Genomic DNA, 25,354 nt, shown 5'->3' on the forward strand with positions numbered 1-25,354 from the left:
GGCAAAGCGCGATGGGTTCAATTCGCGCTTAAAATTTTAGCTCAATACCCGCTTAAAAAGACGAAATTGTTTACCGCGCCGGTTAGAAATTTTACCAAAAACGGCGCCAGCACGCACGCCACGCTAGCTAGTACGACGGCAAATTTTATCTGCACCGAGACCGCGTTCAGCGAGCCGTCAAGCTCCGCGTCCTTTCGCGGCTCGTGCAAAAACATACGCACGATGAGGCGCAGGTAGTAATACAGCGCGAGCGCGCTATTTACCGCCATGATTACGGCGAGGGCGAAGTAGCCCGAATTGACCGCCGCGCTTAGCAGATACATCTTGCCCCAAAACACGCTAAACGGCGGAATGCCTGCAAGCGAGAGCATGAAGATCGCCGCGCATAGCGCAAAAAGCGGATAGGTGCGGATCAGCCCGTCAAATTTCTCAAACGAATGCTCGAAGCGAGCCGCGAACTTGGAGCTTTGCTCGCAAATTTCAGCGCCTGGCTCGCAAGTTTCAGTGCCGAAAAAGCTCGTTTCCGCGCCGAGCTCGCTCGCTTTAAAATTTTGCTCGTTTTCTTTGGAATTTTGCTCGCCTGCTTTAAAGCTCCACTCTCCGCAAGCTAAATTTTGTCCGTTCTCGCCTAAATTTAACTTGCTAGTAGAACCTAGCTCGTGATTTTGCGAAAAAGAAAGCTTTGCGTTTGAGATAAAATTTCCCTCATCCTCGTCGTTTGCATTTGAATTTAAAGCGGGACTTTGGGTTTTAAATTTTAAATTTAACGAGCGGGCGCGCCTTTGCCGCACGCACCAGATGAACGCAAACGCACCGAGGTTCGCCACGGCATATAGGATCCAGTAGGTGAAAAGTGCGGCGTTTGCCTGCGTCGAGCCGATCACGATCGCGCAGAGCACGAAGCCCGCGTGCGAAATGGAGCTGAAAGCGAGCATCCGCTTGACGTCGCGCTGCACGAGCGCCATAAGGTTCGCTAAGCTCATCGTAAGCACCGCTACGGCGTAGAGCACGATGTTTAGCCACTGCACGCCGATGCTTTGCAGCGCTTCAAATAGCCTGATCGCCACGACAAAGCCCGCGATCTTGGGCACGACGGACAAAAAGCCCGCCATAGCGGAGCTCGCACCCTCGTAAACGTCGGGCGTCCAGGTGTGAAACGGGATCAGCGAGAGCTTAAATCCTATCGAGACGATCATAAATGAGCAGGCGGCGAAAAGCAGGACGTTGGTTTGTAAATTTGAACTCTTGGCGATCTGCGCGATATTTGAAATTTCCATAGAGCCAGTCGATAGAAAAAACATCGCCGCGCCGAATGCGAAAAAGCCCGATCCCAGCGCGCCCATTATGAAGTATTTTAGCGCCGCTTCGACCGATCTGGCGCGATTATGCAGCGCGATTAGCGTATAAAGCGCCAGCGAACCCGTCTCAAGCCCCACGAGGATCATCATTAAGCTTTCGCTCGCGACCATAAACTCATACCCCACGAGCACGAATAAAAACAGCACGAAAAACTCCGCGGTGTGGTACTCGTGCGCGCTTCTCGCGCCCAAAGACAGAAAGATGAAAAATATCGAACCTGCGAGCATGATAAGCATCGATAGCGTCGCGATTCCGTCCACTAGCATTACGTCAAAAAGCCCACGTATGCCGCTGTTGTATCCAAAAACGAGCCCGAAGCCCAGAGCTAGCGCCAGTATCGTGATGACGGCGTAAAATTTATACGATAGCGTGCGCGCAAAAAGCGAAACCGCGAGCATCAGCAGGGCAAATCCTCCAAGTATCGCCATAGGCGCGATCGAGGCTAAATTTAAAAGATTATTTTGCATCGCTTCTTACCTTAAAATTTGCTTTTTCCATATAGGCGCGAGTCGCAGTCTGAGAGGCTTTGTTAAACATCAGCTCAAGGCTTTGCGTCACGCTGGGCTCGATGCTCTTTAGCATCAAATTTGGCGCGACGCCCAGCACTACCACCAGCACGCAGATCGGGACGATAGAGCAAAGCTCGGTTCTGTTTAGATCGCTTAGCTTTTTATTCTCCTCATGCACGAGCGCGCCGAAGAAGGTCTTTTTATAAAGATTCATCGAATAGATCGCGCCCATTATGATGCCGAGTCCGCCCAAAAGCGCATAGCTAAAGCTTATTTTAAAAATCCCCGCAAGGCTTAAGAATTCTCCCACAAAGCCGATCGTAAGCGGAAGTCCTATCGAGCCTAGCAGCACGACGCAAAAGCAAAACGCATAAAGCGGCATCACCCGCGCAAGCCCGCCGAATTCGCTAAAAAGCTTCGTATGCCTGCGGTCGTATAAAAAGCCTACGAGCATAAAGAGCCCGCCGCTTACGATACCGTGGCTTATCATCAAAAATACCGCGCCGCTCATTCCTTCGCGGCTTATTGAAAAAATTCCAAGCATTATGACGCCCATATGCGCGATCGAGCTATACGCGATAACCTGTTTGATATCCTTCTGCGCAAAGGCGATGAAGCTTGCATAGATGATCATAACGATCGCTACGGCGCACATCATCCCGCTAAAATAGACGCTCGCATCCGGAAACAGCGGCAGCGAAAATCGCACGAAGCCGTAGGTGCCCATCTTAAGAAGCACCGCGGCAAGCAGAACCGAGCCTATCGTAGGGGCCTGCCCGTGCGCATACGGCAGCCAGGTATGAAAAGGAAAGCAAGGGGTCTTGATCGCAAAGGCGATCGAAAATGCCAAAAACAGAGGAATTTGCGTGCTAAGCGGCAGCGATAGGCTCTGCCAGTCTAGGATATTAAAGCTGTACTCGCCCGTAGCCTCGTGATAGAAATAGCTCATCGCCACGAGTCCTACAAGTAGAAACATCGAACCCAGGAAAGTGTAGATGAAAAATTTCACCGCGGCGTAAATTCTTTTGCCGCTGCCCCACGCGCCGATGATATAGAGCATCGGAATAAGCGAAAGCTCCCAAAATATGTAAAACAAAATAGCATCCAGCGCCACAAAAACGCCCACCATCGTCATTTCTAAAAATAGAATGCAGATGATTAAATTTTTGGCGCGCTCTTTAATGCTTAGACTAAGCAGCGCTAAAAAGGTAACCAGCGTGCTTAGGATCACTAAAAACAGCGAAATTCCGTCCACGCCGATGAAGTAGTTGATGCCGTATTCGCTTATGAAAGGGTGCAGCACGCTAAACGCGATGCCGTCCACCGGCTCATAGAGTATCCACAAAACTAGCGAAAGCACGAACTCTATAAAGCTCATCGTAACGGCGTAGGTCTTGATGCTCGCTTCGTCGATCAAAAAGCCTAAAACCGCAGCTACCGCCGGAAAAAATATAACCAAACTTAAAAAGTATTCCATGCCCACCTCACAGCGCAAACGCCAAAATCAGCAAAATGAAAGATCCCAAAACCATCCACCTTAAATTTGCGCTCAAATCTCCGCTATTGCTCGCACGATCCGCACCTTCGCCGCTTTTTACCGCCACGCGAGCGATCAGATCGACGCTGGCGTCTATGATCGCGCCGTCGCATTTAGCACAGATCTCGCTAAGCTTGGCGTATCCGCGCACGATCACGCGCTCATAAATTTGCGGGATAAAATACTGAGCGATCAAAATTTTATAAAATTTGCAGTTCTTTAAATTTTGGCTAAATTTGCCCTTGCCGTATGTCCAAATCGTGCCGATCGCCACCGCGCTTATCATCGCTAGCGTTATGGCGATCAAAATTACCTCCACGCCGTGCGGGATCGAAGCTTTAAAGCCCGGTAGTATGCTAAGCACGAACTCCGCAAAATCGTGCTCAAAAAAGCCCGCGATCACCGCAGGCACAGCTAATACGCCCATCGCGATGAGGGCAAAGCCTTTCGCCTCGTGCGGATGGTGGGTAAATTTTTGCTTGCCGAAAAACACGAGCATTATCAGACGCACGCTGTAAAACGTCGTCATCGCAGCGCCCGCAAACAGCAGCGCCCAGATAAAATACGCGTCCGCGCTCCACGCCGCTTCCAAAATTTTATCTTTTGAGAAAAAGCCCGCGAACGGATAAAATCCGCAAAGCGCAAGCGAGCCTATGCACATTAAAATCGCCGTAGGCCGCATAAACTTATATAATCCGCCCATATTTTGGATATTTAGATCGTCCTTCATCGCGTGCATTACGTTGCCCGCGTCCAAAAATAGAAGCGCTTTGAAAAACGCATGCGTCGCCAGATGAAATAGTGCGATCCAATACGCCCCGAGCCCCGCGGCTACGAACATATAGCCAAGCTGCGAGAGCGTGGAGTAGGCGATGATTTTTTTAAGATCGTTATGAACCAGCGCCATCGACGCTGCAAAGACCGCCACAAAAGCGCCTAGGCAGACGATAAAACCGCTTACTTCGGGCGCGAGCGCGAAAATCGTGTTTGCGCGGATTACCAGATAAACGCCCGCCGTAACCATCGTCGCTGCGTGAATGAGCGCGGATACGGGCGTCGGACCCGCCATCGCGTCTGCCAGCCAGGTATGGAATGGAAACTGCGCGCTTTTGCCCATCGCGCCGATAAATAAAAGCGCTGCGATTAGGGTTAAAATTTCAGGCTCCAAGCCCGCCGCATTCGCAAACACTACCTCATACCGCAGCGAGCCAAAATTTAAATAGATCAAAAAAATTCCAAGCAGCATCCCAAGATCTGCGATGCGGTTCATTATGAAAGCCTCGTTGGCGCACCAGCTGTAATTACTCCTATCATACCAAAAGCCTATTAACAGCCACGAGCAGAGTCCGACCCCCTCCCAGCCGATGAAAAGCCCTAAAAAATTATCGCTCGTTACCAAAACTAGCATCGAAAATACGAAAAGCCCCAGGAAGCTGAAAAATTTAGCGAAGTTTTCATCATCCCACATATAGTAGATCGAATACACGTGCACGACGCTGGAAACGATGCCTACGACCACCATCATCACCGCACTTACGCTATCTATGAGAAAGCTAAATTTTGCGTCCAAAAATCCCGTGCTTATGAAATCGGCTAAATTTACGCTGATTAGGCGGTTGTCAGAGACGAGCTCCATCAAAGCAAGCGACGCGATAGTGCTTAAAATCACCAGCGCCGAGCAGATTACGCCGATAAACATCTTATCTTTGGCGCGAATGAAAACGCCTGCGAAGATCGCCGAGGCAAGCGGTGCGAAAAGGGCGATTAAGAGCCATACAAAAACGGTATCAAGCATCCGGCCCGTCCTTAGAAGGATTTTTAAAATTTACGAAGCTGTCAAGTTCGATGCTGCCCGTCTTCTTATACCACAAGATGAGCAGCCCAAGTCCCACGGCCATCTCGCTCGCGGCGATCGCTACGATGAAAAGCGCAAAAATTTCGCCGTTTATGTTGTCGTAAAATTTCGCCACGGCGACGAGGGCTAAATTTGCGGCATTTAATAAAATTTCGCTCGAAAAAAAGAGCATTATCAAATTTCTTCGCTTCATCATACCCGCAAGCCCTAGCCCAAACATCATCGCAGCGACGATCAGATAGTCATTTAGACCCATTTTATCCCTCGCTCTCTTCGTAGCTCAGGCTCGCGTCCATCTGCTTATGCGCAAGCACGATAGCGCAGATCATTGCCACGAGCAGCATCACGGCGGCAAGCTCGAAAATCGCCAGATATTTCGTAAAGATAATCATCCCAAGCGCCTCGGTGTCGTCGGTATTTAAAATTTTAAGCGTTTCTACGTTGTTCGCAACCACCGCGCCGAGCACTATAATCACGAGCAAAAATGCGATCACGCCGCTAAGTGCGAAAAATAGCCTTGCCCCTTTTTTGGGCTCGCTTACGTTTTTATCCGCGCCTAAAAACATCAGCGTGAAGCCGTAAAGCACGATCACGGCGCCCGTGTAAACTATGATCTGCACCACGCCTAAAAACTCCGCATCCAGCAAGAAGAAAAATCCGCTCATAAATACCATGCCGCCGGCCAGCGCGCTAAGGGCGTAAAGGACGTTTTTGCTAAAAACGCTGATGCCGAAAAGCGACAGGCAAACCGCGCTGAAAAAATAAAATGCAAGCGTTTGTATCATTGCTCCTCCTCCTGCGCGGCGGAATTTTCTTTGGAATTTCGCGCCGAATCAAGCGTGGAATTTTCAGCTTTCTCAGTAGAATTCTTTTTGGAATTTGCCTTAGATTTTTTGCCTCGCGCGGCGGAATTTCCCGCGTCTTGCGGAATGGAATTTTCTTTGGAATTCTCCGAAAAATCGTCGTTCGTAGCGGAATTATTTTTAAAATTTTCCGTAGAATCGCCGACAGAATTGTCAGCGTGCGGCGCAACGGAATTCTCTTTAAAATTTTCCACCAAATTTTTACTATCCGTAGCGGAATCTTTTGCATTTTGTGAGGCGGAATTTCCTTTGGAATTTCGCGCCGAATCAAGCGTAGAATTTTGAGTATCCACAGTAGAATTCTCTTTAGAATTTTCGGCGTTTGCGGCGGAGCTTTCCTTTAAGCTTGCCCGCCCGACGTCTTGCCGCTCGGCTAAAATTTCGCCGCTTAAGCCCGCGCCCTTTGAAAATAGAATTTTATCGCTAGCGACGCCCTCTTTTTTAAAGCTTTCCGCGGCGCTGCTTTTTAAATTTGAATCCACGCTCTTTGAGCTTAGCTCATCGCTTGCGGCATCGCTTTTTATATAAGCATTCGGCGTCACCTTGATCCGCGCGCCTGCGTTTTCATCCAGGCTGCCATAGCCTACAAACTCCTGCGCCGCGCCGTTTAAGCATAAATTTTCGCCGCGGATCAAAAGATCCTCTTTAAAGCCGTAATACGCGCGCTGTTCGCTCGCAAGCTCATATTCGCAGCCGTGCACGATAGCGATCTCGGGGCAGACGTCCGCGCAAAGCCCGCAGTAGACGCAGCGCCCTAAATTTATCGAGTAGTTATCTACCTTTTTGCGGCCGTCGGCGCCGAGGCTTGTCTCCATCGCGATGCAGTTCGCCACGCAGATCTTCTCGCACAAACCGCATCCGATGCAGCGTTCGCTGCCGCTTTCAAGCAGGCGCATAAGCTTGTGCACGCCGCGGTATCTAGGCGGCATGACAAATTTTTCCATAGGATACCGAAGTGTATGCGAGCCGCCGCGCTTAAACATATTTTTTAGCACCACCCACAGCCCCACGAAAAGCTCGCCGCGAAAGGTGCGGGAGAGGAATCTGCGCAGCTTATCGCCGCCGGATTTAATAGGGGCTCTTTTGTCGATCTGGACATATCTTGCCATCGCGCCCTCCTTAAACGATCGCTAGCGCGGTAATTAGAACGCAAGCAAGAGCTAACGGCATGCAGACTTTCCAGCAAAGCCCCATCAGCTGATCGGGGCGCAGATGCGGCCACGCCGCGCGCGCCCATAGAAAGCAGAAAAACACGAGGCTTGATTTTAATACCATCATAATGCCGCCGGGGATAAACCAAAACGCGTTAAATCCGCCCAAAAACAGCAGCGTCGTAACGACGGAGTAGGTTATGATATTGGCGTATTCGCCGATAAAAAACATACCCCAGCGCATGCCAGAATACGCCGTACCGGCGCCCGCTACGATCTCGGTTTCGTTTTCGGTAAGGCACAGCGGCGTGCGGTTGCACTCTACAAAGGCTGCGATGAGAAATAGCGCGAAGCAAACGGGCTCTTTCCAGATAAACCACTTATCTATGCCGCCGCTTTGCGCGCTTACGATGTCGATAAGCGAGAGTGAGCCAGTGATCATCACGATAGGGATCAGGCTAAGCCCGTTTATCACCTCAAAGCAGGTGATCTGCAAAAACGCGCGAAACGCGCCTATAGTGCCCCATTTATTGTAGCTCGCAAGCCCTCCGATCAATAGACCATAAACGCAGGTGCCGCTAGCTCCGAGCAGGAATAAAATTCCCACATTTATATCGCTTAAAATGGGCTGTATCGTCCGCCCGCCGATAGTAAACTCCGGCAGCAGCGGCACTACCGAAAGCGCCACAAAAGCTCCCGTAGCCGAGATTATCGGCGCGATTTTAAAAAGAAGCTTATTTGCCCGCGCAGGGATCGCGTCCTCTTTGGTAAAAAGCTTTATCATATCCGCGCCTACCTGCAAAAGCCCCGCAGGCCCGACCATAGAGGGCCCGATCCTGCGCTGCATGAAGGCAAGTACCTTGCGCTCGGCGTAGGTCGCAAGCCCCGAGAGCAGCGCGATGACGGCTAAAATCACGAGCGCCTTTAAGACGGTAGCTACGAAATAAAATACACTATCGCTCATCTGCCCTCTCCTTTGGAATTTGAAATTTTCTCGATTTTCACGCTTGCGTAGCGTGAGGTTTTGAAAAATATCTCGCCGCGCAGCTTCTCGTCAAAATACGGCAGATACGCCCCGCTAAAGCCTGGATCGATCTTTACGCTAGCGACGATTTCGCAGTTTAAATTTACGAGCTCAGTCGCGCCGTTTTCGCTGTTTTCATCACCGGCGCCGCCGGCTTTATGCGCGTCGCTAACGCGATCCGCTTTTTTTGCACGACCAGCACCGCTTTTATCATTAGCAGCACTCGTTTTGCCTGCGCCGCTAGTTTTTTTATCGTTGCTCGCGCCGTCTGCTTGGTAAATTTTAACGACATCGCCCGCGCTTACGCCCAGAGCTTCGGCGATGCCAGGGCTTAGATACAGCGCGCCCGCTTCGCCGAGCCCGCTGCTTGCGCCGCTAAATTTATTGAATTGATGCAGTGGATTTGCCTCATAGATTAAAATTTCACCCTCGCCTACTCTAAGCGGCGCGGAAAGCGAAATTTCAAACTCATCCTCGCTTGCGGCGAGCTCCTCGTTTCGCAACTCATATCCGCGGTGATTTGCGCCGCCGTTGTCGTAGAAATTTTCTAAATCGTCAAATTTAATCGGCTCAAAATCCGCGCCCAAGCTAGGCGTATAGCCGATCGCGTACTCCGCGCAAACCCCAAGCGCACAGGCGATGTCGTTTAGCTCGTATCCGCCGTAATCAAGCGCCGCATTGCTAGGCACTACGCGCTTGTCGTAGTTCGTAAACGTGCCCTCCTGCTGCACCAAACTAGGCGCATCCAGATCCGCTTCCAACACGCCGAAACTAATATCGCCCGCTTCATTGTAGCCTAGCGTCTCGCCCGCATTTTCTTGCGCGCTAAGCTCACAGATGAGCGCGACGCCCAGGCTGTTAGTGCGCGGCGGCACCAATAGCACCTTAAATGGCGTGTAGCGCTGCACCAAGCCCGCTAGACGCGCAAGCGTGGCACTATTTGGCGTGCGGATAAAATCCTCGCCGATGATAAGCGAAAAATGCTCCTTTTTAGCCAAAATTTCATCTATTTTTTGCTCGTCCAGACCCAGCGCGCGGGCAAAATTTGAAATTTTACTTTCCGCAGAATTCTCAAGATTTTGCGAATCTGCGGATTTCTCGTCTAAATTTTCCTTCGCCGCGGCGCGCGAAATTTCAAATTCCGCCACGAGTTTCGCATCCAGCCACTCAGGCAGATCGCGCCCGAACTTTTGCAAGATCCAAAGCAGGATCTGTGCCTCCAAGCCCGCAGCGTGCGGCTGATGGATAAAATTTTTGCCAAAACCCTTAATGCCCTCGTCGCAAAACGGATGAAAATAGATCCCGCTTGCCTTATTTAGCTTGCAGGCGCTGTTTACCGCATAGCCCAGATTTGGCGCGTCGCTACGTAAAAACGTGCCGCAAACTACGATGAAATCGCTGTTTTTAACCGTCTGCGAATCCGCATTATAAAATTTCGTGCCGCTAAGCTTAGAAAATTCGCGCAGGAATTTTTGATACGCAAGCGCTTCGTCGTTAATCAGAGCGAGCTTAAATTTTTGCCGCAAAAGCTCTAAAATCCGCGCTTCTTCGTTGGTAATAAAGCTGTTAAATTTGATATTTTTGATCTCGCCGTCCTCGATGCCGCGCACGATGCGGTTAAAAACCGCTTCGTTTTTGCTCGCCCGCTCGTTTGAAAAATCCCAGCCGAAGCGCGCTCCTGCATGCAGAACGCTGAAATTTATGTCGCTGCTAACGCGATAAATTTTCTCCGCAGCATCGCCTATGCCGCGGCGCTTGACCTCGTAATAAAGCAGTTCGCAGTCGCTGCTGTGCGGATTAGAGGCGGGGATTTGGCGCAGCTCCCAGGCGTTTGAGACGTATTTAAACGCGCTCTCCACCAGAGCCCCCGTCGGGCAGACCGCCGCGCTCTCGCCGTAGTTTACGCAATCATCATTTTCATTTACCCGCGCGATTAGGCTTTTTTGCAACTTGTTCCACACGGCGTAGGCATCTTTTGGCATCGCGTCCTTTTGCTCCTTACTCGGCGCGTCTCCGCCGCGCGGAACGAGCTTAAACGCATCTACGCCCAGGCGGTCTTTCGCGGCGGTGATACAGCGCTCGCAAACGATGCAAAGGCTAGGATCGTAGCTCAAATAACCCCAATCCTGCACCTCGCGCGCCGTATCGCGGATAGCGTAGCTTTGGGCATTCGTGCGCATTAGATGGGCTAAATTTTGAAGCTCGCACTCGCCGCTTTGATCGCAAACCCCGCACGCCATCGGATGGTTGATGCAATAAACCTGCGTGATCGCCTCGCGCTCGGCGTCAATCTCGGGGCTGCGGCTGTAAACGACCATGCCGTCTTTGGCTTTGGCGTTGCAGCTATAGACGCGCTTGCCGTCCGCTTCGACCATACAAAGCCTGCATGCGAGCGTCGGCGTACCGCCGCTTAGATAACAAAGCGCAGGGATAAAAACGCCGCAGCGACGCGCGACCTGCAAGATATACTCGCCCTCGTCGCACTCGCAAGCTTTACCGTCGATCGTGATCTTTGCCATTTTAAACCTTAGAAATTTCTGCGAGTTCGAAATTATAACCGCCAAAGCCCTGCCCGCCCGAGCCCAAAAGTGCGATCGTGCCCTTTAGCTCCTCATCCAAAATAAATTCTTTTTCCAAATTTAAATGCGGCGTTTTGATGCGGACGCGATCGCCGTGCTTGATCTTAGCAACCATGCAAAAATACCTTCCGCCGATGAGCCGCTCGTCCGAATCGTGTTTGAAAACCACGGCGCCGTCGAAATTCTCAGGCTCTTTAAGCGGGCTTAAATTTACCCGCTCTTGTGCGCCCAAGTCCGCTCGCTCGCCGCGTAAGCTTAAAATTTTAACCCCGAATTTTGCCGCTATGATAGATATAAAAGCTTTGATATTTTCGGCGTCGGGATGGGTTTTAATAAGCGCATCGTCGATCAAAATCGCGTCGCAGCCGCTTTGCAAAAACTCCGCGATCTGCTCGATCTCCTCCTCGCCCACGCTGCTTTCGCCGCTTAGATACTCCAGATCCAGATCCGCAAAATAGGGCTCGTCGCAAAAACTAGCGCAGACTAGCGCCAGCACGAAGCTTTGCGCGCCGATCTCGCATTTTATCAGCTCGCCCGGAAGATGCGGATCTTGCAGCGGCGATACGCTTAAAATTTCAGCGCTCTTAAAATCTTCTGCGAGCGCGGGATTTTGCAGGCTAAGCAGCGACGCGAAATTTAAAATTTTCATTCTCTCCCCTTTTTCGCGACTATCATCCAATCGACCTGGTTATATCGGATGGAATTTAATAGCGTGGAATTTAACCCCTCAACTAGATCGGCGCTTTTTTGAACCGCGCTGAAATCGCCCATCTCAAACATAAAGATCATCGTCTCGCCGCGAGCGGAATTTTTTAAAATTTCGCCCATGCGGTTTAAAAATTTATCGCCCAGATGCCTCAAATCGTAGCGCTTCATCGATCCACCTCGCCTAAAATGATATTCGTGCTGCCGATGATCGCCGCGGCGTCGGCAAGATACTGTCCGGGCAGAATTTCTTCGTAGATCGCGCAGTGCCAAAAGCTAGGCGTGCGGATCTTAAGGCGGTACGGGCGACTTTCGCCCATCGAGCGGATATAAAATCCAAGCTCGCCCTTAGGACTCTCGCTCGCGGCGTAAATTTCGCCTACCGGTGGGCGTAAGCCCTGCGTAACCAGCACGAAATGCTGCATCAGCGAGTAGTTCTGCGTCATGATCTGCTCTTTGCTAGGATTTACGTAAGCGGGGTCGATCGCTAAAATTTGCGGATCGCTCAGCGGATAGTGCTTCGCACACTGGCGCAAAATTTTAAGGCTCTCGCGCATCTCCGCCATATAGCACTTATAGCGCGCGTAGCAATCGCCCTCGCTCGCATACGGTACGTCGAAGTCAAGCTCATCGTAGATGAGATAGGGCTCTTCTTTTCGAATATCCCAAGCATGCCCGCTAGCGCGGAGCGTCACGCCGCTACAGCCGCAGCTAAGAGCCGCTTCGTGCGAGATCACGCCCACCCCTTCGGTTCGCATTAGCCAAATTCTATTCGTATCGAGCATATCTTCAAGCTCTTTAATATCGCTCGGGAATTCGTCGCAAAATTTCAACATCTCCTCTAACCAGCCGTTAGGCAGATCCAAAAATACGCCGCCGATTTTGATATTATTGTGCGTAAGGCGCGCGCCGCAGTATTTCTCTATCAGATCGAGTATGTATTCGCGCGAACGAAAGCAGTAGAGAAATACCGTCATCGCGCCGATGTCAAGCGCGTGCGTGCCTAAAAACAGAAGGTGCGAGCTAATGCGATTAAGCTCCAGTAGGATCGTGCGGATGATCTGCGCGCGGCGCGGCACTTCAATACCGCAGAGCTTCTCAACCGCGGCGCAAAAGCCGTAGTTGTTTGAGCCCGATGCGATGTAATCGATGCGATCTGTTACGGGGACGAACTCTGCGTAAATCATATTTTCTGCCATCTTTTCGATGCCTCGGTGCATGTAGCCCACGCCGGGGCGGGCTCGCACGATACGCTCGCCGTCAAGCTCCAGCACGAGCTTTAGCTGGCCGTGCGCGCTTGGATGCTGCGGACCGAAATTTAAGATCATATTCGCGCCCTCACGCTCGTACTCGATGTTTTCGAAAAAAGGTCTTAGCTTGCTTGGATTTTGCATTATTTTCTCTTTGTGATGATCTTGTAAATTCCGCGTTTAGCGCGTTTTACGAAGCGCACGCCGCCCTCTTCTTGATATTCTTGTAAAATTTTTTCTTGCGGGCGCGGCTCGCCTCTAGCGCCCTCGTGATAGAGCCGCGTAAAGTTAAAGGTATCCTTTTCATCTACGAATGCGGAATTTCGGTTCTCTTCGCCGATCCGCTCACGCGCGCCGACCCCAAAAATTTTATCCACCTCGTACCACTTGGCAAACTCGTCTCCTTGTAACGGATAGGACTTTAAAAGCGGGTGTCCGAGCCAATCATCGGGCATTATTAGGCGCGCTAAGTTCGGATGGGCCTCTATCCAAACGCCCATCATATCGTATAGCTCGCGCTCCGCCCAGTTCGCGCTTTTGTAGATGCCCGCAGCGCTTTGCAAAAAGCTCTCGTTTGGCACGAAGCACTTTAGCCGCGCGCGGCGCGCCCTTTTGATATCCAAAAGCTGATAAAAAACCTCGATGCCGCCGCGAGCCTCGGTAAAATCCACGCCGCTTAGCTCGCACAAAATTTCATATCCCGCGCTCTTAAGCGCACGTAGCGCCGCTAAATTTTGCGCAGGCTCCACGTAGAGTACGAGAGTATTAAATTCCACGTATGAGTTTAAAATTTGAACGCCTTCAAGCGCGTCCAGATCGTCTTTGAAATCGCTCTCGTTTGCGCTGGATTTAGGCGTTTCCTCGGGAATGAAAAATCTGTCTTTGTAGTAATTTTTTTTACTCTGATCGCCTTTGGGATTAAATTTTCTCATCAGATCAGCCTTTTTGCCTTTTGCGCGCGGCGCGGAGTTTGGGTGCGGATCTTTTTTTGCAGCACCATCATCGCAAACTGCAGCGTCTCGGGGCGCGGCGCGCATCCAGGCAGATAGATATCCACAGGCACTATTCGGTCGCAGCCTTGAACGGTCGCGTAGGTATTAAACATTCCCCCGGTATTGGCGCAGCTACCCATACTGATAACCCATTTGGGCTCTGGCATCGCGTCGTATAGGCGACGCGTAAACTCGGCGTGCTTTTTGCTAAGCGTGCCAGCGATTATCATCACCTCCGACTGCTTTACGCTTGCGCGAAATATCGTGCCGAAGCGGTCGAAGTCAAATCTGCCAGCGCCCGCCGCCATCATCTCGATCGCACAGCACGCAAGCCCGTACGTCATCGCCCATAAAGAGTTGCTCCTGCCCCACGCGATCAGTTTATCGACGGTGGTAAGAACTACGGGAAGCCCGTTTTCGCGCGCGTAGTTTATCTTATGCTCTGCCAATTTAGCGCTCCTTTTTTCCAGGCGTAGATGAAACCGATGCCTAATAATACGATGAAAAACGCCATCTCTACAAGCCCAAACACGCCTAAAATTTTAAAATTTACCGCCCACGGAAACATAAAGATAATCTCGACATCAAAAAGTATGAAAAGCACGGCTATCAAAAAAAAGTGGGAGTTCATTCGGTTGGGCTGTTTGACGGCTTCGGGGCCGCTTTCGTAAATTTCGCCCTTTAGCCGCTCGTCGCGCCTATCTGCCAAACGCGAGCCTACCAAAGAGGATAGTTTAACGATGAGCGAAAAGACGCAAAAGGCTAGGATTAGCATTACGAATATTCCGAAATACGGGCTTTGCAGCGGAATTCTAGACATTTTTCGCCTCGGTTTTAAAATTTAATGTGGATTGTAACGAAGTATTGATTTAATAAAGCTTAGCGCGCGCCACTAAATTCGCTTTTAAAATTAAAATTTATATACCTCGCCCGTGCGATTTAGTGGGGATAAAACGACAGGGTAATTGCAATGGCGCAAAAATCAACTCTGCTCGCACCTAGAGGTGCAAGAATGTGCCAAATTGTGCCAAAAAGCTATTTTGCAAAAGCTTTTTGCATCTTGGCTATGTTCTCCTCACTCGGTATGTAATGCGTATAAACTCGCGTTATCATATCGATATTGCTATGCCCTACGTTTCGCGCGATAAGTGCCAAATCAAGTCCGCTAGCTACACACTGCGAAATAAACGTGTGCCTAGTCGAGTGCAGGGTTTGCACCTCAAAGCCTAGCCGCTCGCATAGCGCTTTAAATTTCCGCTGCATCGTTCGCACGTCGAGCTTAAAAATCCGCTCGCTCTCCTCGCCCCTTTTCATCGTAGCGATGAAACTCTTTAGCGGATCGAGCAAGACCGCATATCTGTTTTTTCCATTTTTAGGCGTTTGACTGATTGCGCCTAGCGTATGAACGAGGGTTTTGCTTATGCTTATCGCTCGTTCGCCTATGTCTCCCCACGTAAGAGCGAGAATTTCGCCGCAGCGAGCGCCGGAATAAAAGGCGAAATATAAGAAAGCTTTTAGCTCTCCCTCCGCCTCTTGTAGCATAGTGGCTACCTCCTGCGGGCTATATGCGCTCTTTGGTTGCACCTTTACGTGCAGGCGCGGTAAGATGCACGGATTGCGATCTATCACGCCTTTTTGTATCGCTAGCGTAAAAGCGCTTTTAAACGGCGCGAAATACGCTCTTAGCGAATTATCTTTCAGCCCGCGAGCTCGTAGTTTTTTCGTCGCTATATCAAAATCTAGCGGCGAATAATCCTCGATGTTCTTATCGGGTAGCACCGCGAAAACCGCTTGTTTGTAGCTTTCATACGCCGCCTCCGTAGAAATCTTTTCTACGCCCTCGATAACTTCGTCCACGAAAGAGCTTAGTTTAAAATTCTTTCGCGGCGCGATTTTTAGCTCCGCTTGCCTCTTTACGTCGGGCAATATCTCCTCAATCGCCCGCGCCCTGTTTTCGGGGGTGTCGTCCAGCCCTAACGCCCGCCTAAAACGCCTCTTGTCTATCGTCCAGCTCGCATAGAGCCGTCCGCCTCTTGAATAAATCTTTGCCATCGCTACCCCTTCACCATTTTAAGGAGCGCGTTTTTACTCCATAGAATTTTACCGCGCTCTGCCTTATCGTTTGCTTTTTTCCAATCTACGCCCTCGCGCAACTTTCCGGAGCGGCGCATATTTTTCATCGCCATAGCATCTTTACCTATGAGCTCTCCAGCTCTTTTATCGCCCCCTATCCATTCAGGCATATAGTTTTCGATATGATAATCCCGCATCATTTCACACATTATGGAATAAAACGTGGCGCGAAATTCCGTGCTTTGCATTACATCGCGCACGGCATCGTTTAGGCTCTTTTCCAATACTTGCGCGTTTAGCGCTACGATCGTTTTTCCCATTTCTCATCCCATCTTTTTTTGTATCTCTATTATTGTTTGCGCCTCAGCTCCTGCTATGATTTCGTCCGCAGTCTGTTCCGTTTCAGAGTCAAAAAACTCAAAAGTCTTATAGAATATCTTTACATCTCCCCTTCGCATAGGCGGGATATAGGACTCAAAAAATGCGGCGAATTCTTTCCCTACTATCTCTTTCCAAACGCGTCCGTGAGACTTGACGATTTTAAAAGCTTTCCACGAGTAAAACTCGAAATCCCCATCTGCGTCGATGTTTTGCATACTGGATGTTATTATGGATAGATTGTCGAATGCGTTACTTCCTCGTCTGCTTCTTTGACCGGTAGCCGTGGTAAGCGTAAATGCAAATCGCGCGATTTTTTCGTCCGGATCGCGCACATATATTATTAGTGTGTCGCGCCCTCTAAAATCAGCGTATAAATAGGCGCTAAAGCACGTGAGCTTGCGATAATATCCACTTCGTAATATCCAGTCTCTTTGTGCAAAATACGCTTCTAGTGAATTCATTCTTAAGCCTTTTATGTTAAAATATCTCTGCCTCTTCACAAGCCCCGCAAGGGGCTTTAATCTTTATCTTTTATCTCTAAGCGTAAAAGCCGCTCTAGCCTCTCGAGTTTCTCAAAGCTCACGTAAAAAAGTAACGGCACTATTCGCCCGATCACTTCTACGCTTTTAGTTTCGACAAACTTTCCTTTGTTTCTTTTGTGAAACTGCTCTATTCGCCTTATCATCTCGCGCTCTTTTTCACGATCGGGGCTACTCATCGGGATCGTCCTTAAATTCGTTTTCCGATACGCCGTAAAAGACATCATCTTCTTCGTCTTTGTCCAGTGCGGCATTAAGCTCAAATGTCCTAGCGTAGGCGTTTTCTTTATAGCGGTAGTATTCCAAAGTCGAAATATCGCCGCAGTTAATGTAATTTACTTCATAAAATTTCATTTCTCATCCTTAAAATACGCAGCCATTGCTACCATCGCAAGTTGGAAAATAACAAGTAGGGCTAGCACGTGGATCATTCGCCAAAAAATAATGTTCTCAAAAACATACATCACAGCAATAAGAAAAATTCCTATCGCTGTCGGGATGGCACAAAGCCCAAGAAGCACATTATATAGCGTCGGACAATCGAAAGACGGGAGCGCACGATACATTTTGATTAAAAAATTTTTCATCGTCTTTTCTCCAATCTCGCCTCTATCTTATCGGCGTCAAATCCGTAGTATGCCATTGATAGAAAGATTGCGACTCCTAAGACAAATGCAAAATAAGGCGTGAATATGGCGATCACCATAGGTAATAGTTTGCTCTCGCTCTTTTTTCGAAGCCCGTTTGGGAACAGAGCCCTCACTATAAGAACAAGCATTGTAAATGCATAACAATTAAGCGTTATGCCCCAAAATATGAAATTTAGCATTTTATCCTCCTTTAAATTTGCGGTAGTCTAAATCCGAGCGCATAAAGAGGTATAGCCGTTTCTCTTTCATTGGGACCGAGCACTTCTTTGTTAAGGTCGCTTTTTGTGTATCTAGCGTCTGTCATTTTCCACTCGCCATCTACGTCTTGGTATTCCCAATACCAAAGGACGTCGTTGGTATTGATGAAATCATCTGGGTCTATTCCCTCTATCATAGACGATCCGACGCACCAAACCTCGGGATTGGCGATATCTCGTGAGCTTTTGCACACTATCTTATCGCCTATTTTAAATTTAGGCTCTTTGGGTTTGATGCGGTATTTAAATTTCTCCCAATTCCAAACCGGCAATCCTGCAAATGCCCATTCATCTTCTTCGCAATTAGCCGAACGCCTCTCTATCTCCTCGCCCCTCGTATAGGCTTGCATAACCTCTATCTTTTCTTTTGTCGTCATTTTGTATCCTTTGAAATTTTCGCGCTTCCGTAGATGTTGCCGATGACTTCAAACTCATCTGAAGCGTTTTTGAATTCCTTTGTAATTGGATACTCCGGGTTTATTCTGCTCAAGTCGTGCATATAGAATCCACAATCAAAGCAAATTTGATAGGTGCGCAATCCCCATTTAACGAGAAAGCCCGTATAAATTTCTTTACCGTTAATGTCGTTTATTCCTGTATATTGCAATAGTTCAATATCTTCGAAACTCGCCTCAAAATCTACAGCCGTTTCTTTATCCCAAAGCGTCACTTCTTTGTTCGCAAAATCAATGCTTGTCACTTCGTAAATTCGCTCATCCATCTTAAAAAACGCTCTAAACTTAATTTTTCTCATCGCTTTCTCCTTCAGTTTCACTCTGCACCTCCTTTTGCTTTCTTGCCGCTTCTCTCATAGCTTTCTGCTCGCGAGCCAGAAACTCTGCGCGCGCTTCTGCTCTCATTGCCAAAAGCGCCTCTAGGTTCTCGCACATTTTCTGCACTATTTTTCCGCCGCGATGCCACCGAAAGCGTATAAAGCGCTGAAGCACATTTAAGTGCGGCGAGCCCGTGCCCTTGTGTGCGATCCACGCAAGCTCATAATCGCTTGCGACAAGTTCGCACGCCTTGTAATACAACTCCTCTATCCGCTCTTTAAGCTCGGGCGTGATCGGATCGTTTTGTGGGAGGTAGTAGCGCTCCGTCTCTATCTGCAATACTCCGCCTACTTTACGGAAGCGATCCGCACGCCCGATCTTTCGGTCTTTACTAGCTTGCACGTCTATCACGTAGAGCTTTTTTCCCTCGCGCTTTGCGAATTCTCTAGCATCCATCCACATTGAATATCTGCCTTAAAATTTCTGGGTTTCGTAGTCGCTAATCTTTTCTTGCATTTTGCTAAGGCTATTTTGCAAACTCATCAGCTTCTCTCTTAGCTGCCCGTCTTTACCGAAAACATCCACTATCCCTTCAGGCGTCCAATCATTTAACTCTTCATTTAACTCGACGATAGCATTCCAAAAATTGCCGTAAGCCTCATCTACTTCATCAAGCGCATATTCTTTCGTAAACTCGACATCGATCTCATATTCCTTTTCTGCTATACGCTCATATCCGTTTTGTGCTAAAGTATCGATGATCGTATTGTTAAAATCCACGTCCGCCTGATTTTTAGCTTTCTCTAACGTGTCTGCGTAAAAAGGTTTTGATACGACTAGCTCGTCCGTTACTACTATGTTAAATTTTCTCATTTTATTCTCCTGCCTCGAATTTTGTTATATCTATGTTGTAGGCTTTAAGCCATACGTCTTTATGATATGCCCTTAGTCCTCTTGGATAGTTTTTATCCTCGCAAAAAGGTCTATCTTTTCCCAGTTCCTCCGATACATCCCTTAAAAAATAGAAGTTGTAGTTTTTTTCGGATGTTTTCATATTCCCCGCGACTTTTTTAATAGTCGCGTATTCTTTGCTTTGATCCAGCTTTATCCTTAGCTTATCGGCTTCTCTTTTTGCCGCGCTTGCCGTAGCCATAGCCGTCGCTTCTCTTTTCGAGCCGATCCACGCTTTAGTAGCTAGCGCATAGTCTCTTTGCTTTAGCGCGAGTTGTTTTTGCTCTACTTCGTTTGCATACGCTCTTAGCGCCGTCGGCAAATCCTGCGGGATAAAATTTTGCGTATAGCTCCCCGTTTTTCTAATGCTAGGCAAAACCTCTTTATTTACCCACATCCTAAACGGCTTCGCGTTTGGTTTATCGCTACGCATCAGCACGAAGTAAAGCTGCGGTTCTGTTATCATAGTAAATTCTTTAACGCCGTAGCCGGTATCAAAGCTACCTACATTTAACGTAGGGAGCTCAAACTCCGATTTTATCGCATTTACTGCATGTGTTGGGTTTGCCAGCTCTAAAATTTTGCAAACGTCGGCTAAGCAAAAAAGCGGTTCGCCTGTCTCATCGACCGCAACTCTGATCTCAAAATTTTCGTTTTTAAAAATTTCTAGATTCATTTCGTTTCTCCTTTGGGTTGAAGTATGTTTAAAATTTTAGCCTTCATCGCATTGTGATTTCTCGTTAGCGCGTCTAAAGCGCAGAATAGATCATAAGCGCAATCAAGCACCTTATAGCTTACTTCCTCGTCGCTATCCGTCGGCTCTATTTTGTAGAGCGCTAGATACTGGACGAATTTAGCCTTAGTTTGGTTTCGCATTGGGTCTCCTTATCGTCAAAACATAATTTTAAATTGTTTTGACGGGAGAATTATATAACTTTAAATTGTAAATGTCAAGGGTTTTTATAATTTTAAATCGTTTTTTGTAGAATTTGTATAATTTTAAATTGTAAATTTAGTAAAGCGGCATCACTTTACTAAATCTTTTAAGATAGCTTTCAGGCTTTCTAGCTTTTCTAACTCCTTTTTTAAATTTATTGTTTCTAGGTAAAGCTCAATAGCTCTTATCAACTGCACGCTTAGCTTATCGTTAGGTTTTGATGCCATATTATTAAGCGTATCTCCGCTAAACCCTATCGCTTCGCCAAGTTGCTTGTAAGTTAAATTTAGCTCCTTGCAAGTAGCTTTTATTAGGTTTTCGCTCATTTTATTCCTTTGTGTGCCCGCTTTCGTCAAAATCAAAAGGCAGCGTCAATTGCCCTGATTTTCTATCTTTGGCTTTTTGAAATTTATGCCACATATCTTGCATATTATCAGATAGTCTAAAAAGCATAATAGTTTGGTCTATTTGGCTTTTTAAATGGCTGTCGCCTATGTCCGCAGTTAAAAACTGATGGTATCTAGCCGTGGCGTTGCCAGCCGCGCTGGTAGGAGTTTTCCTTTTTAGCTCCTCTTTCACTCCAGGTGGTAGCTCGTCGTAGATAAGTTTGTTTGTCCAACTGCCTATAACACCAGGACGTTTTTTAATACCTCTGACGGAAAATTCCCAGCCGTTGAGTCTAAAAAGCTCTTTGTAAAACTCGTCGGGGAACTTCTTTTGCCAGGGTAAAAGCTCTTCGCTAATATATGCTTTTAGTATCTTTTGGAGTTCGTCGCGTTCGCGCTCATACTGGTAACCGGTAGCTTCATCGACCAGGGCGATGATACCGACTTTAGCCACGCTTCTTATTATGATTTCGGCAATAGCCGCGTATCGTTTTTGTCGGTCCGTTAATAGCCCTAGGTTTTTGCCCTCTATTAGGGCGTCGCAAATGTCAATAAGTAGCGTAACATCATAGCCGTAGGTCTTGGAAAGTTTACCGCCAGCACCAGGACGGATAAATTCTTTTCTATCGTCTATCTTTTGCCTAATCTCATCAGTGATAACGCTCTTAAATGCCCCTGCGTTCAGCATTGCGACGAGAGCCGAGCCGCCTGCAGTCGTCGGAAACTCCAGGGCTTTTTGCAAGCCGTTACCGCTAAAAACCCTGGTCCCGTCCTCCAGGACATAGCATTCCAAAAAAGCGTTACCGATTTTGATAGGCGTATCTTTTGAGCCCGCCACAGCCTTTAAAATTTGCTTAGGCTTAATTCGCTTTTCGCTCATTCGCTCTCCTTTTTCTTATCTATCTTTTTGAATTTTCTATCTACTTTTTTAAGCTCGTTTTGCACCTCTTTTATGTGCTCGGTTCTAGCTAGCATTTCGGGGCGCACGCCGTCGTTTCTAATCATTATGCCTCTTACTTCGCGCCCTACCTCGTAAGCCGTGTTTTCTAGGTTTTTTTGTCCGTAAATTCGATTATTTTCGATCTTAGCTTTAGTTTCTTGAAGCCTGAAAAGATTTGCGGCTAATTCGCGAGCTCCCATAAAGTCGAATACCTTATCCTTTGCCGTAAGCCCCTTGATACGCAAAAGGTCTTTTAGATGCATATTATACATACCCATATAACCAGCGTCCATAAAATAAGCATAGCATTCCACTCCGTGAGAGCTAGCCACGCCCGTTAAAGCCTTATTTGCGTCTTTGGTTTTTTCCCTTACATCTAGGCGTTCTAACTGCTCGGCTTCGATATGTCTATGCAGGGCTTCTGCGATAGTGGCGAAATATGCCTGCGCTTGCGCCACTCTTGGTTTTTTAATATCGGCATTCATAGACACCAAAAAGCAAGCGAAGCGGGATAGCTTATAATCGCTGCCTACGGGGCTGAAATGATCTAATATGTTGTAACCTATGCTAGAGCATACGGCGATAGCCTTATTCACTGCTTTATTTAGAGATTTTACGCCGTCGTATCCTAGCATTTGCGCCAATTCGCTTGCCAACCAATACGTAGTGCCATTTTTGTGCGAGGATAGCTCGAAAGCGTCGTTTTCCCGGTTGGATACGTCAAAAAGAGTTAGTTGCGTTTCCATTTATTGCTCCCTTTAATTAATTTTAACCAAACTGCGCTATAATTACGCCACTTCTTAAAAGAGTAGTTAAGCTTTAAAGCTAAGGTTTAGTTACTCTTTCAAGGAGATTTGCCTCCTTGCTTCTTGCAAGGCTCGGGTCCCCGGTCTTAGTGCCGGGATATTATCTTATAATCTTATCCTTTACCTTGCTTTTTATCTTTTCAAAATCGGCCTTTTAAAATTTTAGGCTCAATTATACAAAATTCTACTTTGATTTTAGATAACTCATTGGGTTTTTTCTTTCTCTACTTCAGCGAAATATTCCGCATCGTCTATCTCTCTATCATACGCCGCATCCGCTCCGTAATCCTCCCACCATTGTGCCTCTGCTGCGACGCGCCACTGCTCGTAAGATCCGCATTCGTTTAGCCATTCCACGTTATCCATAATTTATCCTTTAAAACGGGATCGTGTTGCCGCCGTCATCGTATTTATCGGCGGCGGGCTTTCCCACCCTGCTTTGCGCTCCGCCGCTTTGAGCGTAGGTTTGCGTGCCGCTGCTTTGGTTGCTCTGCCCGCCCTGATTGCTGCCTAGCATCTCTAAGCTCTCTACCTCTACTACGTGTTTGCTGCGGTTTTGTCCGCTTTGATCTTGCCACTGCTCTAGCTTGAGCCGCCCTTCGACGGCAAGCTTTGAGCCTTTGCGCAGGTATTGATTTGCGACCTCCGCCGTGCGTCCGAAAAACTTCAGATCTATAAAGCAGGTTTCCTCTGCCGTTTCCCCTTGCGCGTTCTTAAATTTCCTCGTTACGGCAATACCCGTGTTTCCAACGCAATATCCGCTCTGCGTGTATCTCAACTCGATATCGCGAGTTAAATTTCCAATTAAAACAACTTTATTCACTTCTTAACTCCTCCGCTAATGCGTCGATACTATTGGGATCGGATAGATATGCCTTAGCCTCATCAGGGTTCATCCTCTCCATCCGCTTTTCCGCCTCGATTTCGTCTATGCCTCTTGCCACTAGCTCGTTTTGCAGAGCGTCAAGCGGTAGCGCTTCTTCACCTACGTCGATCTCTAGCGGCGCGGCTTCGATGATCTCATCTATCGGTTTTGAAAGTTCGGCGGCAGATTTTTCTGTTGCTTTTGCCAAAAACTCGTTTAAATTTTGAGTTGCGGGAGTTTCGATTTTAGGTTGTTCTTTGTAGGCCTCATTTTCGGCATTTACCGCGCTCATCAGCATAAAATCGTCGGTCGGTAGCTTTGAGGCGATGTATTTAATAGCTTTTGCCTTAAACATCTCCTCGCTCCAATTCGTCCACGCTGAAAATTTGCCCTTTTTTACCGCTTGATTGGTGTTTTTTAGCTGATTTAGCTTTTTTGCGCTGATGAAATCTTTGGTTACGCCGTTTTTATCTCTAGCCCATACCATCGCCCCCAATAAATTTTCATTTATCCACGCGGTGTCGGTTTCGTTGCGGTCTTTTAGATTGGCTTCAAATATAAATTTCTTGCCGTTTTCATCGACCGTGTATTCAAATTTATCGCACTCATACACCAGCTCGGCGTCTATGTCATAGCCCGCGCGCTTTGCTAAAATTCGCCAGCCGATGTAGCCTATTTGCAGTTGAGCTTTTTTGACACCTTGTTCCATAAACGGCACGATGTAGGCTTGCTTCTGCTCTTTTACTATCGATAGCCCGACTTGAGCGATTTTAAGAGCAACGCTAAAGACGGATACGGGATCGCACTCTAAAATATTCTTATCTATTCCGAGCAGAGTTAAATCGGTTACAAATTTGTCCGCCTTGACCTTGCTTCCGCCGCTAAGGGCTATGATCTCACTCATCTTTTGCTCGGCAAATTTCGCCATTAAGCTATTAAAATTCTTTGCCGGGCTTTGTGGCTTAGTTTGTTGTAGTTGGTTCATAATCTATCCTTCACGCTATACTTTCATAAAATTTCCACGCAGGCAGGCTTAACGTCTGCACCGCCTCTATCTCTTTGCTCTCGGGCTCAAACTTGGCATATCCCCACCACTCGTTACGCTCCATGCATAGTTTATAGCGCTCAAGCAGGGCTAGATATGTCTTGCGCCCTTGCTCTATTGCCGCATCATCCAGCGTATAAAAGCCCGTCATATAAGGCTTTTTGGTTTCGACCGCGATAAAAAGGAAGTTTTCTACGCGCTTGCCGCATAGCCTTAAAATGTCGGTGTAAAACGCCGCTTGGATGTGGTAGTTGAAATTTGCTACCGATTTTGCAAATCCGTCCGCGCTAGCGTCGGAGGTCGTTTTCAAATCTACGCAAAGCCCTAGCGCTTCGTTTAGAAAATCGGGGCGACACCTCACGGGCACCCCCGAAATCTCCGCAAAATAGCTCTGCTCCGCTAGCCCATCTTTTAAAAAAAGCGCCGTCTCTCTCATAGAATTTACCGCATTTGCGATAGCGGTCGCTTTCTCGTAAGTTTCGGCGTCTAGCACGGTCTTGCCCTCTGCGCCCTTTAAAAACTCCGCGTAAATTTCTTTGCCCTCTTTGGTGCGTTTATCGGCTTTGGGTTCAGCGGCGAATTCTTTTAAAAAATCCGCAGGCTCTAAAACCAGCTTATGCACGGCGGAGCCTAAGATCAAGGCCTTACTATCAGGCTTTTCGAACTCGTCTTTGAATTTGAAGTGGTAGGGGCTTTTAGCCAAGAGATCCAAATCGCTTTTAGAGATTTCGGCTCGTGCGTGGTAGTCTTTGATACTCATTGTTTCACTCATTTCATCTCCTTTTTACGAGCATTCACAAATTTGGCGAAGCTGCTAAATTTCGTGTGTTTATCGACACCTATCCAAATCCGGTAGGCTTTAAATGCCTTTCTAAAATCTTTTAAGCTCATTTTTTACCCTTTCAATATCCCAAATCTAAGATTCGA

34 protein-coding genes are annotated in these 25,354 nt (G+C 47.9%); all 34 read right to left on the reverse strand.

From position 1 onward, the window contains the following. Positions 1–41 precede the first annotated feature (41 nt). Positions 42–1,826 (reverse strand): NADH-quinone oxidoreductase subunit N, encoded by a 1,785-nt coding sequence (locus Q0224_RS00640; protein WP_297948129.1) that lies wholly within the window; start codon positions 1,824–1,826, stop codon positions 42–44. Then, complete coding sequence (locus tag Q0224_RS00645; protein ID WP_297948132.1) at positions 1,816–3,345, reverse strand: NADH-quinone oxidoreductase subunit M; 1,530 nt, start codon at positions 3,343–3,345, stop codon at positions 1,816–1,818. The genes Q0224_RS00640 and Q0224_RS00645 overlap by 11 nt, the downstream gene beginning before the upstream one ends. A gap of 7 nt (positions 3,346–3,352) precedes the next feature. Continuing rightward, entirely contained in the window at positions 3,353–5,200 is a 1,848-nt protein-coding gene (gene nuoL, locus Q0224_RS00650; protein WP_297948135.1) for an NADH-quinone oxidoreductase subunit L, read from the reverse strand. Further along, a complete protein-coding gene (gene nuoK / locus Q0224_RS00655; RefSeq protein ID WP_297948138.1) occupies positions 5,193–5,516 on the reverse strand; it encodes an NADH-quinone oxidoreductase subunit NuoK in 324 nt (107 codons plus the stop codon). Before nuoK ends, nuoL begins: the two co-directional genes overlap by 8 nt. 1 nt (position 5,517) lies before the next feature. Continuing rightward, positions 5,518–6,045 carry an NADH-quinone oxidoreductase subunit J gene (locus Q0224_RS00660; protein WP_297948141.1) on the reverse strand — a complete coding sequence of 176 codons (528 nt, stop codon included), beginning with the start codon at positions 6,043–6,045 and terminating at the stop codon, positions 5,518–5,520. Then, positions 6,042–7,232, reverse strand: coding sequence for an NADH-quinone oxidoreductase subunit NuoI (nuoI, locus tag Q0224_RS00665; protein WP_297948144.1), 1,191 nt, complete (start codon positions 7,230–7,232; stop codon positions 6,042–6,044). Before nuoI ends, Q0224_RS00660 begins: the two co-directional genes overlap by 4 nt. A 10-nt stretch (positions 7,233–7,242) precedes the next feature. Further along, entirely contained in the window at positions 7,243–8,238 is a 996-nt protein-coding gene (gene nuoH / locus Q0224_RS00670; RefSeq protein ID WP_297948148.1) for an NADH-quinone oxidoreductase subunit NuoH, read from the reverse strand. Beyond that, on the reverse strand, positions 8,235–10,817 hold the full coding sequence (locus tag Q0224_RS00675; protein WP_297948150.1) for an NADH-quinone oxidoreductase subunit G: 2,583 nt from the start codon (positions 10,815–10,817) through the stop codon (positions 8,235–8,237). Before Q0224_RS00675 ends, nuoH begins: the two co-directional genes overlap by 4 nt. A gap of 1 nt (position 10,818) precedes the next feature. After that, positions 10,819–11,526, reverse strand: coding sequence for a hypothetical protein (locus Q0224_RS00680; RefSeq protein WP_297948152.1), 708 nt, complete (start codon positions 11,524–11,526; stop codon positions 10,819–10,821). After that, positions 11,523–11,753 carry an NADH-ubiquinone oxidoreductase subunit E family protein gene (locus tag Q0224_RS00685; protein WP_297948155.1) on the reverse strand — a complete coding sequence of 77 codons (231 nt, stop codon included), beginning with the start codon at positions 11,751–11,753 and terminating at the stop codon, positions 11,523–11,525. The genes Q0224_RS00680 and Q0224_RS00685 overlap by 4 nt, the downstream gene beginning before the upstream one ends. Then, positions 11,750–12,976: an NADH dehydrogenase (quinone) subunit D gene (gene nuoD / locus Q0224_RS00690; RefSeq protein ID WP_297948158.1), complete on the reverse strand. Its 1,227-nt coding sequence runs from the start codon at positions 12,974–12,976 to the stop codon at positions 11,750–11,752. The genes Q0224_RS00685 and nuoD overlap by 4 nt, the downstream gene beginning before the upstream one ends. Then, the gene (locus Q0224_RS00695) at positions 12,976–13,764 is read right to left on the reverse strand and encodes an NADH-quinone oxidoreductase subunit C (RefSeq protein WP_297948160.1); all 789 of its coding nucleotides are present in this window, start codon (positions 13,762–13,764) and stop codon (positions 12,976–12,978) included. The genes nuoD and Q0224_RS00695 overlap by 1 nt, the downstream gene beginning before the upstream one ends. Then, entirely contained in the window at positions 13,764–14,273 is a 510-nt protein-coding gene (locus Q0224_RS00700) for an NADH-quinone oxidoreductase subunit B family protein (RefSeq protein ID WP_297948163.1), read from the reverse strand. Before Q0224_RS00700 ends, Q0224_RS00695 begins: the two co-directional genes overlap by 1 nt. Then, entirely contained in the window at positions 14,255–14,644 is a 390-nt protein-coding gene (locus Q0224_RS00705; RefSeq protein ID WP_005869774.1) for an NAD(P)H-quinone oxidoreductase subunit 3, read from the reverse strand. The genes Q0224_RS00700 and Q0224_RS00705 overlap by 19 nt, the downstream gene beginning before the upstream one ends. Positions 14,645–14,859: 215 nt before the next feature. Beyond that, positions 14,860–15,876, reverse strand: coding sequence for a tyrosine-type recombinase/integrase (locus Q0224_RS00710; RefSeq protein WP_297948166.1), 1,017 nt, complete (start codon positions 15,874–15,876; stop codon positions 14,860–14,862). A gap of 2 nt (positions 15,877–15,878) precedes the next feature. After that, positions 15,879–16,217 (reverse strand): hypothetical protein, encoded by a 339-nt coding sequence (locus Q0224_RS00715; protein ID WP_297903448.1) that lies wholly within the window; start codon positions 16,215–16,217, stop codon positions 15,879–15,881. A gap of 3 nt (positions 16,218–16,220) precedes the next feature. Further along, positions 16,221–16,739 carry a hypothetical protein gene (locus tag Q0224_RS00720; protein WP_297948169.1) on the reverse strand — a complete coding sequence of 173 codons (519 nt, stop codon included), beginning with the start codon at positions 16,737–16,739 and terminating at the stop codon, positions 16,221–16,223. A 56-nt stretch (positions 16,740–16,795) separates the two neighbouring features. After that, positions 16,796–16,996, reverse strand: a complete 201-nt coding sequence (locus Q0224_RS00725) for a hypothetical protein (RefSeq protein WP_297948173.1) — start codon at positions 16,994–16,996, stop codon at positions 16,796–16,798. Beyond that, the gene (locus Q0224_RS00730) at positions 16,989–17,171 is read right to left on the reverse strand and encodes a hypothetical protein (RefSeq protein ID WP_297948176.1); all 183 of its coding nucleotides are present in this window, start codon (positions 17,169–17,171) and stop codon (positions 16,989–16,991) included. The genes Q0224_RS00725 and Q0224_RS00730 overlap by 8 nt, the downstream gene beginning before the upstream one ends. 229 nt (positions 17,172–17,400) lie before the next feature. Beyond that, entirely contained in the window at positions 17,401–17,646 is a 246-nt protein-coding gene (locus Q0224_RS00735; RefSeq protein WP_297948180.1) for a hypothetical protein, read from the reverse strand. Positions 17,647–17,657: 11 nt separating this feature from the next. Further along, entirely contained in the window at positions 17,658–18,101 is a 444-nt protein-coding gene (locus tag Q0224_RS00740) for a hypothetical protein (RefSeq protein ID WP_297948182.1), read from the reverse strand. Beyond that, positions 18,098–18,478: a YopX family protein gene (locus Q0224_RS00745; protein WP_297948184.1), complete on the reverse strand. Its 381-nt coding sequence runs from the start codon at positions 18,476–18,478 to the stop codon at positions 18,098–18,100. The genes Q0224_RS00740 and Q0224_RS00745 overlap by 4 nt, the downstream gene beginning before the upstream one ends. Next, positions 18,465–18,953, reverse strand: a complete 489-nt coding sequence (locus Q0224_RS00750) for a hypothetical protein (protein ID WP_297948187.1) — start codon at positions 18,951–18,953, stop codon at positions 18,465–18,467. Before Q0224_RS00750 ends, Q0224_RS00745 begins: the two co-directional genes overlap by 14 nt. 18 nt (positions 18,954–18,971) lie before the next feature. Beyond that, entirely contained in the window at positions 18,972–19,370 is a 399-nt protein-coding gene (locus Q0224_RS00755) for a hypothetical protein (RefSeq protein ID WP_297948190.1), read from the reverse strand. Position 19,371: 1 nt separating this feature from the next. Continuing rightward, entirely contained in the window at positions 19,372–20,124 is a 753-nt protein-coding gene (locus Q0224_RS00760; protein WP_297948194.1) for a BRO family protein, read from the reverse strand. Next, complete coding sequence (locus Q0224_RS00765; RefSeq protein WP_297948197.1) at positions 20,121–20,324, reverse strand: hypothetical protein; 204 nt, start codon at positions 20,322–20,324, stop codon at positions 20,121–20,123. Before Q0224_RS00765 ends, Q0224_RS00760 begins: the two co-directional genes overlap by 4 nt. Before the next feature lie 150 nt (positions 20,325–20,474). Continuing rightward, a complete protein-coding gene (locus tag Q0224_RS00770) occupies positions 20,475–20,711 on the reverse strand; it encodes a transcriptional regulator (protein ID WP_297948200.1) in 237 nt (78 codons plus the stop codon). 1 nt (position 20,712) lies between these two features. Beyond that, positions 20,713–21,651 carry a P63C domain-containing protein gene (locus Q0224_RS00775; RefSeq protein WP_297948202.1) on the reverse strand — a complete coding sequence of 313 codons (939 nt, stop codon included), beginning with the start codon at positions 21,649–21,651 and terminating at the stop codon, positions 20,713–20,715. After that, on the reverse strand, positions 21,648–22,457 hold the full coding sequence (locus Q0224_RS00780) for a BRO family protein (protein ID WP_297948205.1): 810 nt from the start codon (positions 22,455–22,457) through the stop codon (positions 21,648–21,650). The genes Q0224_RS00775 and Q0224_RS00780 overlap by 4 nt, the downstream gene beginning before the upstream one ends. A gap of 264 nt (positions 22,458–22,721) precedes the next feature. After that, positions 22,722–22,883 (reverse strand): hypothetical protein, encoded by a 162-nt coding sequence (locus tag Q0224_RS00785; protein WP_297948208.1) that lies wholly within the window; start codon positions 22,881–22,883, stop codon positions 22,722–22,724. Positions 22,884–22,893: 10 nt separating this feature from the next. Then, a complete protein-coding gene (gene ssb / locus Q0224_RS00790) occupies positions 22,894–23,340 on the reverse strand; it encodes a single-stranded DNA-binding protein (protein ID WP_297948211.1) in 447 nt (148 codons plus the stop codon). Beyond that, positions 23,333–24,367 (reverse strand): RecT family recombinase, encoded by a 1,035-nt coding sequence (locus tag Q0224_RS00795; protein WP_297948215.1) that lies wholly within the window; start codon positions 24,365–24,367, stop codon positions 23,333–23,335. Before Q0224_RS00795 ends, ssb begins: the two co-directional genes overlap by 8 nt. Positions 24,368–24,377: 10 nt before the next feature. Then, the gene (locus Q0224_RS00800; protein WP_297948218.1) at positions 24,378–25,199 is read right to left on the reverse strand and encodes a PD-(D/E)XK nuclease-like domain-containing protein; all 822 of its coding nucleotides are present in this window, start codon (positions 25,197–25,199) and stop codon (positions 24,378–24,380) included. After that, the gene (locus Q0224_RS00805) at positions 25,196–25,318 is read right to left on the reverse strand and encodes a hypothetical protein (protein WP_297948221.1); all 123 of its coding nucleotides are present in this window, start codon (positions 25,316–25,318) and stop codon (positions 25,196–25,198) included. Before Q0224_RS00805 ends, Q0224_RS00800 begins: the two co-directional genes overlap by 4 nt. Between the last annotated feature and the right edge of the window lie 36 nt (positions 25,319–25,354).

Source organism: uncultured Campylobacter sp., assembly GCF_938002845.1.
GTDB lineage: Bacteria > Campylobacterota > Campylobacteria > Campylobacterales > Campylobacteraceae > Campylobacter_B.

Excerpts from the sequence above, each read along its gene's own strand:
- nuoL (WP_297948135.1), bottom strand. The coding sequence starts at position 5,200 with ATGCTTGATACCGTTTTTGTATGGCTCTTAATCGCCCTTTTCGCACCG.
- Q0224_RS00720 (WP_297948169.1), bottom strand. The coding sequence starts at position 16,739 with ATGAATTCACTAGAAGCGTATTTTGCACAAAGAGACTGGATATTACGA.
- Q0224_RS00780 (WP_297948205.1), bottom strand. The coding sequence starts at position 22,457 with ATGGAAACGCAACTAACTCTTTTTGACGTATCCAACCGGGAAAACGAC.
- Q0224_RS00685 (WP_297948155.1), bottom strand. The coding sequence starts at position 11,753 with ATGAAGCGCTACGATTTGAGGCATCTGGGCGATAAATTTTTAAACCGC.
- nuoI (WP_297948144.1), bottom strand. The coding sequence starts at position 7,232 with ATGGCAAGATATGTCCAGATCGACAAAAGAGCCCCTATTAAATCCGGC.
- Q0224_RS00680 (WP_297948152.1), bottom strand. The coding sequence starts at position 11,526 with ATGAAAATTTTAAATTTCGCGTCGCTGCTTAGCCTGCAAAATCCCGCG.
- Q0224_RS00735 (WP_297948180.1), bottom strand. The coding sequence starts at position 17,646 with ATGCTAAATTTCATATTTTGGGGCATAACGCTTAATTGTTATGCATTT.
- nuoH (WP_297948148.1), bottom strand. The coding sequence starts at position 8,238 with ATGAGCGATAGTGTATTTTATTTCGTAGCTACCGTCTTAAAGGCGCTC.
- nuoK (WP_297948138.1), bottom strand. The coding sequence starts at position 5,516 with ATGGGTCTAAATGACTATCTGATCGTCGCTGCGATGATGTTTGGGCTA.
- Q0224_RS00675 (WP_297948150.1), bottom strand. The coding sequence starts at position 10,817 with ATGGCAAAGATCACGATCGACGGTAAAGCTTGCGAGTGCGACGAGGGC.
- Q0224_RS00805 (WP_297948221.1), bottom strand. The coding sequence starts at position 25,318 with ATGAGCTTAAAAGATTTTAGAAAGGCATTTAAAGCCTACCGGATTTGG.
- Q0224_RS00740 (WP_297948182.1), bottom strand. The coding sequence starts at position 18,101 with ATGACGACAAAAGAAAAGATAGAGGTTATGCAAGCCTATACGAGGGGC.
- nuoD (WP_297948158.1), bottom strand. The coding sequence starts at position 12,976 with ATGCAAAATCCAAGCAAGCTAAGACCTTTTTTCGAAAACATCGAGTAC.
- Q0224_RS00725 (WP_297948173.1), bottom strand. The coding sequence starts at position 16,996 with ATGAGTAGCCCCGATCGTGAAAAAGAGCGCGAGATGATAAGGCGAATA.
- Q0224_RS00640 (WP_297948129.1), bottom strand. The coding sequence starts at position 1,826 with ATGCAAAATAATCTTTTAAATTTAGCCTCGATCGCGCCTATGGCGATA.
- Q0224_RS00760 (WP_297948194.1), bottom strand. The coding sequence starts at position 20,124 with ATGAATCTAGAAATTTTTAAAAACGAAAATTTTGAGATCAGAGTTGCG.
- Q0224_RS00745 (WP_297948184.1), bottom strand. The coding sequence starts at position 18,478 with ATGAGAAAAATTAAGTTTAGAGCGTTTTTTAAGATGGATGAGCGAATT.
- Q0224_RS00715 (WP_297903448.1), bottom strand. The coding sequence starts at position 16,217 with ATGGGAAAAACGATCGTAGCGCTAAACGCGCAAGTATTGGAAAAGAGC.
- Q0224_RS00765 (WP_297948197.1), bottom strand. The coding sequence starts at position 20,324 with ATGCGAAACCAAACTAAGGCTAAATTCGTCCAGTATCTAGCGCTCTAC.
- Q0224_RS00695 (WP_297948160.1), bottom strand. The coding sequence starts at position 13,764 with ATGAGAAAATTTAATCCCAAAGGCGATCAGAGTAAAAAAAATTACTAC.
- Q0224_RS00645 (WP_297948132.1), bottom strand. The coding sequence starts at position 3,345 with ATGGAATACTTTTTAAGTTTGGTTATATTTTTTCCGGCGGTAGCTGCG.
- Q0224_RS00800 (WP_297948218.1), bottom strand. The coding sequence starts at position 25,199 with ATGAGTGAAACAATGAGTATCAAAGACTACCACGCACGAGCCGAAATC.
- Q0224_RS00770 (WP_297948200.1), bottom strand. The coding sequence starts at position 20,711 with ATGAGCGAAAACCTAATAAAAGCTACTTGCAAGGAGCTAAATTTAACT.
- Q0224_RS00710 (WP_297948166.1), bottom strand. The coding sequence starts at position 15,876 with ATGGCAAAGATTTATTCAAGAGGCGGACGGCTCTATGCGAGCTGGACG.
- Q0224_RS00750 (WP_297948187.1), bottom strand. The coding sequence starts at position 18,953 with ATGGATGCTAGAGAATTCGCAAAGCGCGAGGGAAAAAAGCTCTACGTG.
- Q0224_RS00730 (WP_297948176.1), bottom strand. The coding sequence starts at position 17,171 with ATGAAATTTTATGAAGTAAATTACATTAACTGCGGCGATATTTCGACT.
- Q0224_RS00785 (WP_297948208.1), bottom strand. The coding sequence starts at position 22,883 with ATGGATAACGTGGAATGGCTAAACGAATGCGGATCTTACGAGCAGTGG.
- Q0224_RS00705 (WP_005869774.1), bottom strand. The coding sequence starts at position 14,644 with ATGTCTAGAATTCCGCTGCAAAGCCCGTATTTCGGAATATTCGTAATG.
- Q0224_RS00755 (WP_297948190.1), bottom strand. The coding sequence starts at position 19,370 with ATGAGAAAATTTAACATAGTAGTAACGGACGAGCTAGTCGTATCAAAA.
- Q0224_RS00660 (WP_297948141.1), bottom strand. The coding sequence starts at position 6,045 with ATGATACAAACGCTTGCATTTTATTTTTTCAGCGCGGTTTGCCTGTCG.
- Q0224_RS00795 (WP_297948215.1), bottom strand. The coding sequence starts at position 24,367 with ATGAACCAACTACAACAAACTAAGCCACAAAGCCCGGCAAAGAATTTT.
- Q0224_RS00775 (WP_297948202.1), bottom strand. The coding sequence starts at position 21,651 with ATGAGCGAAAAGCGAATTAAGCCTAAGCAAATTTTAAAGGCTGTGGCG.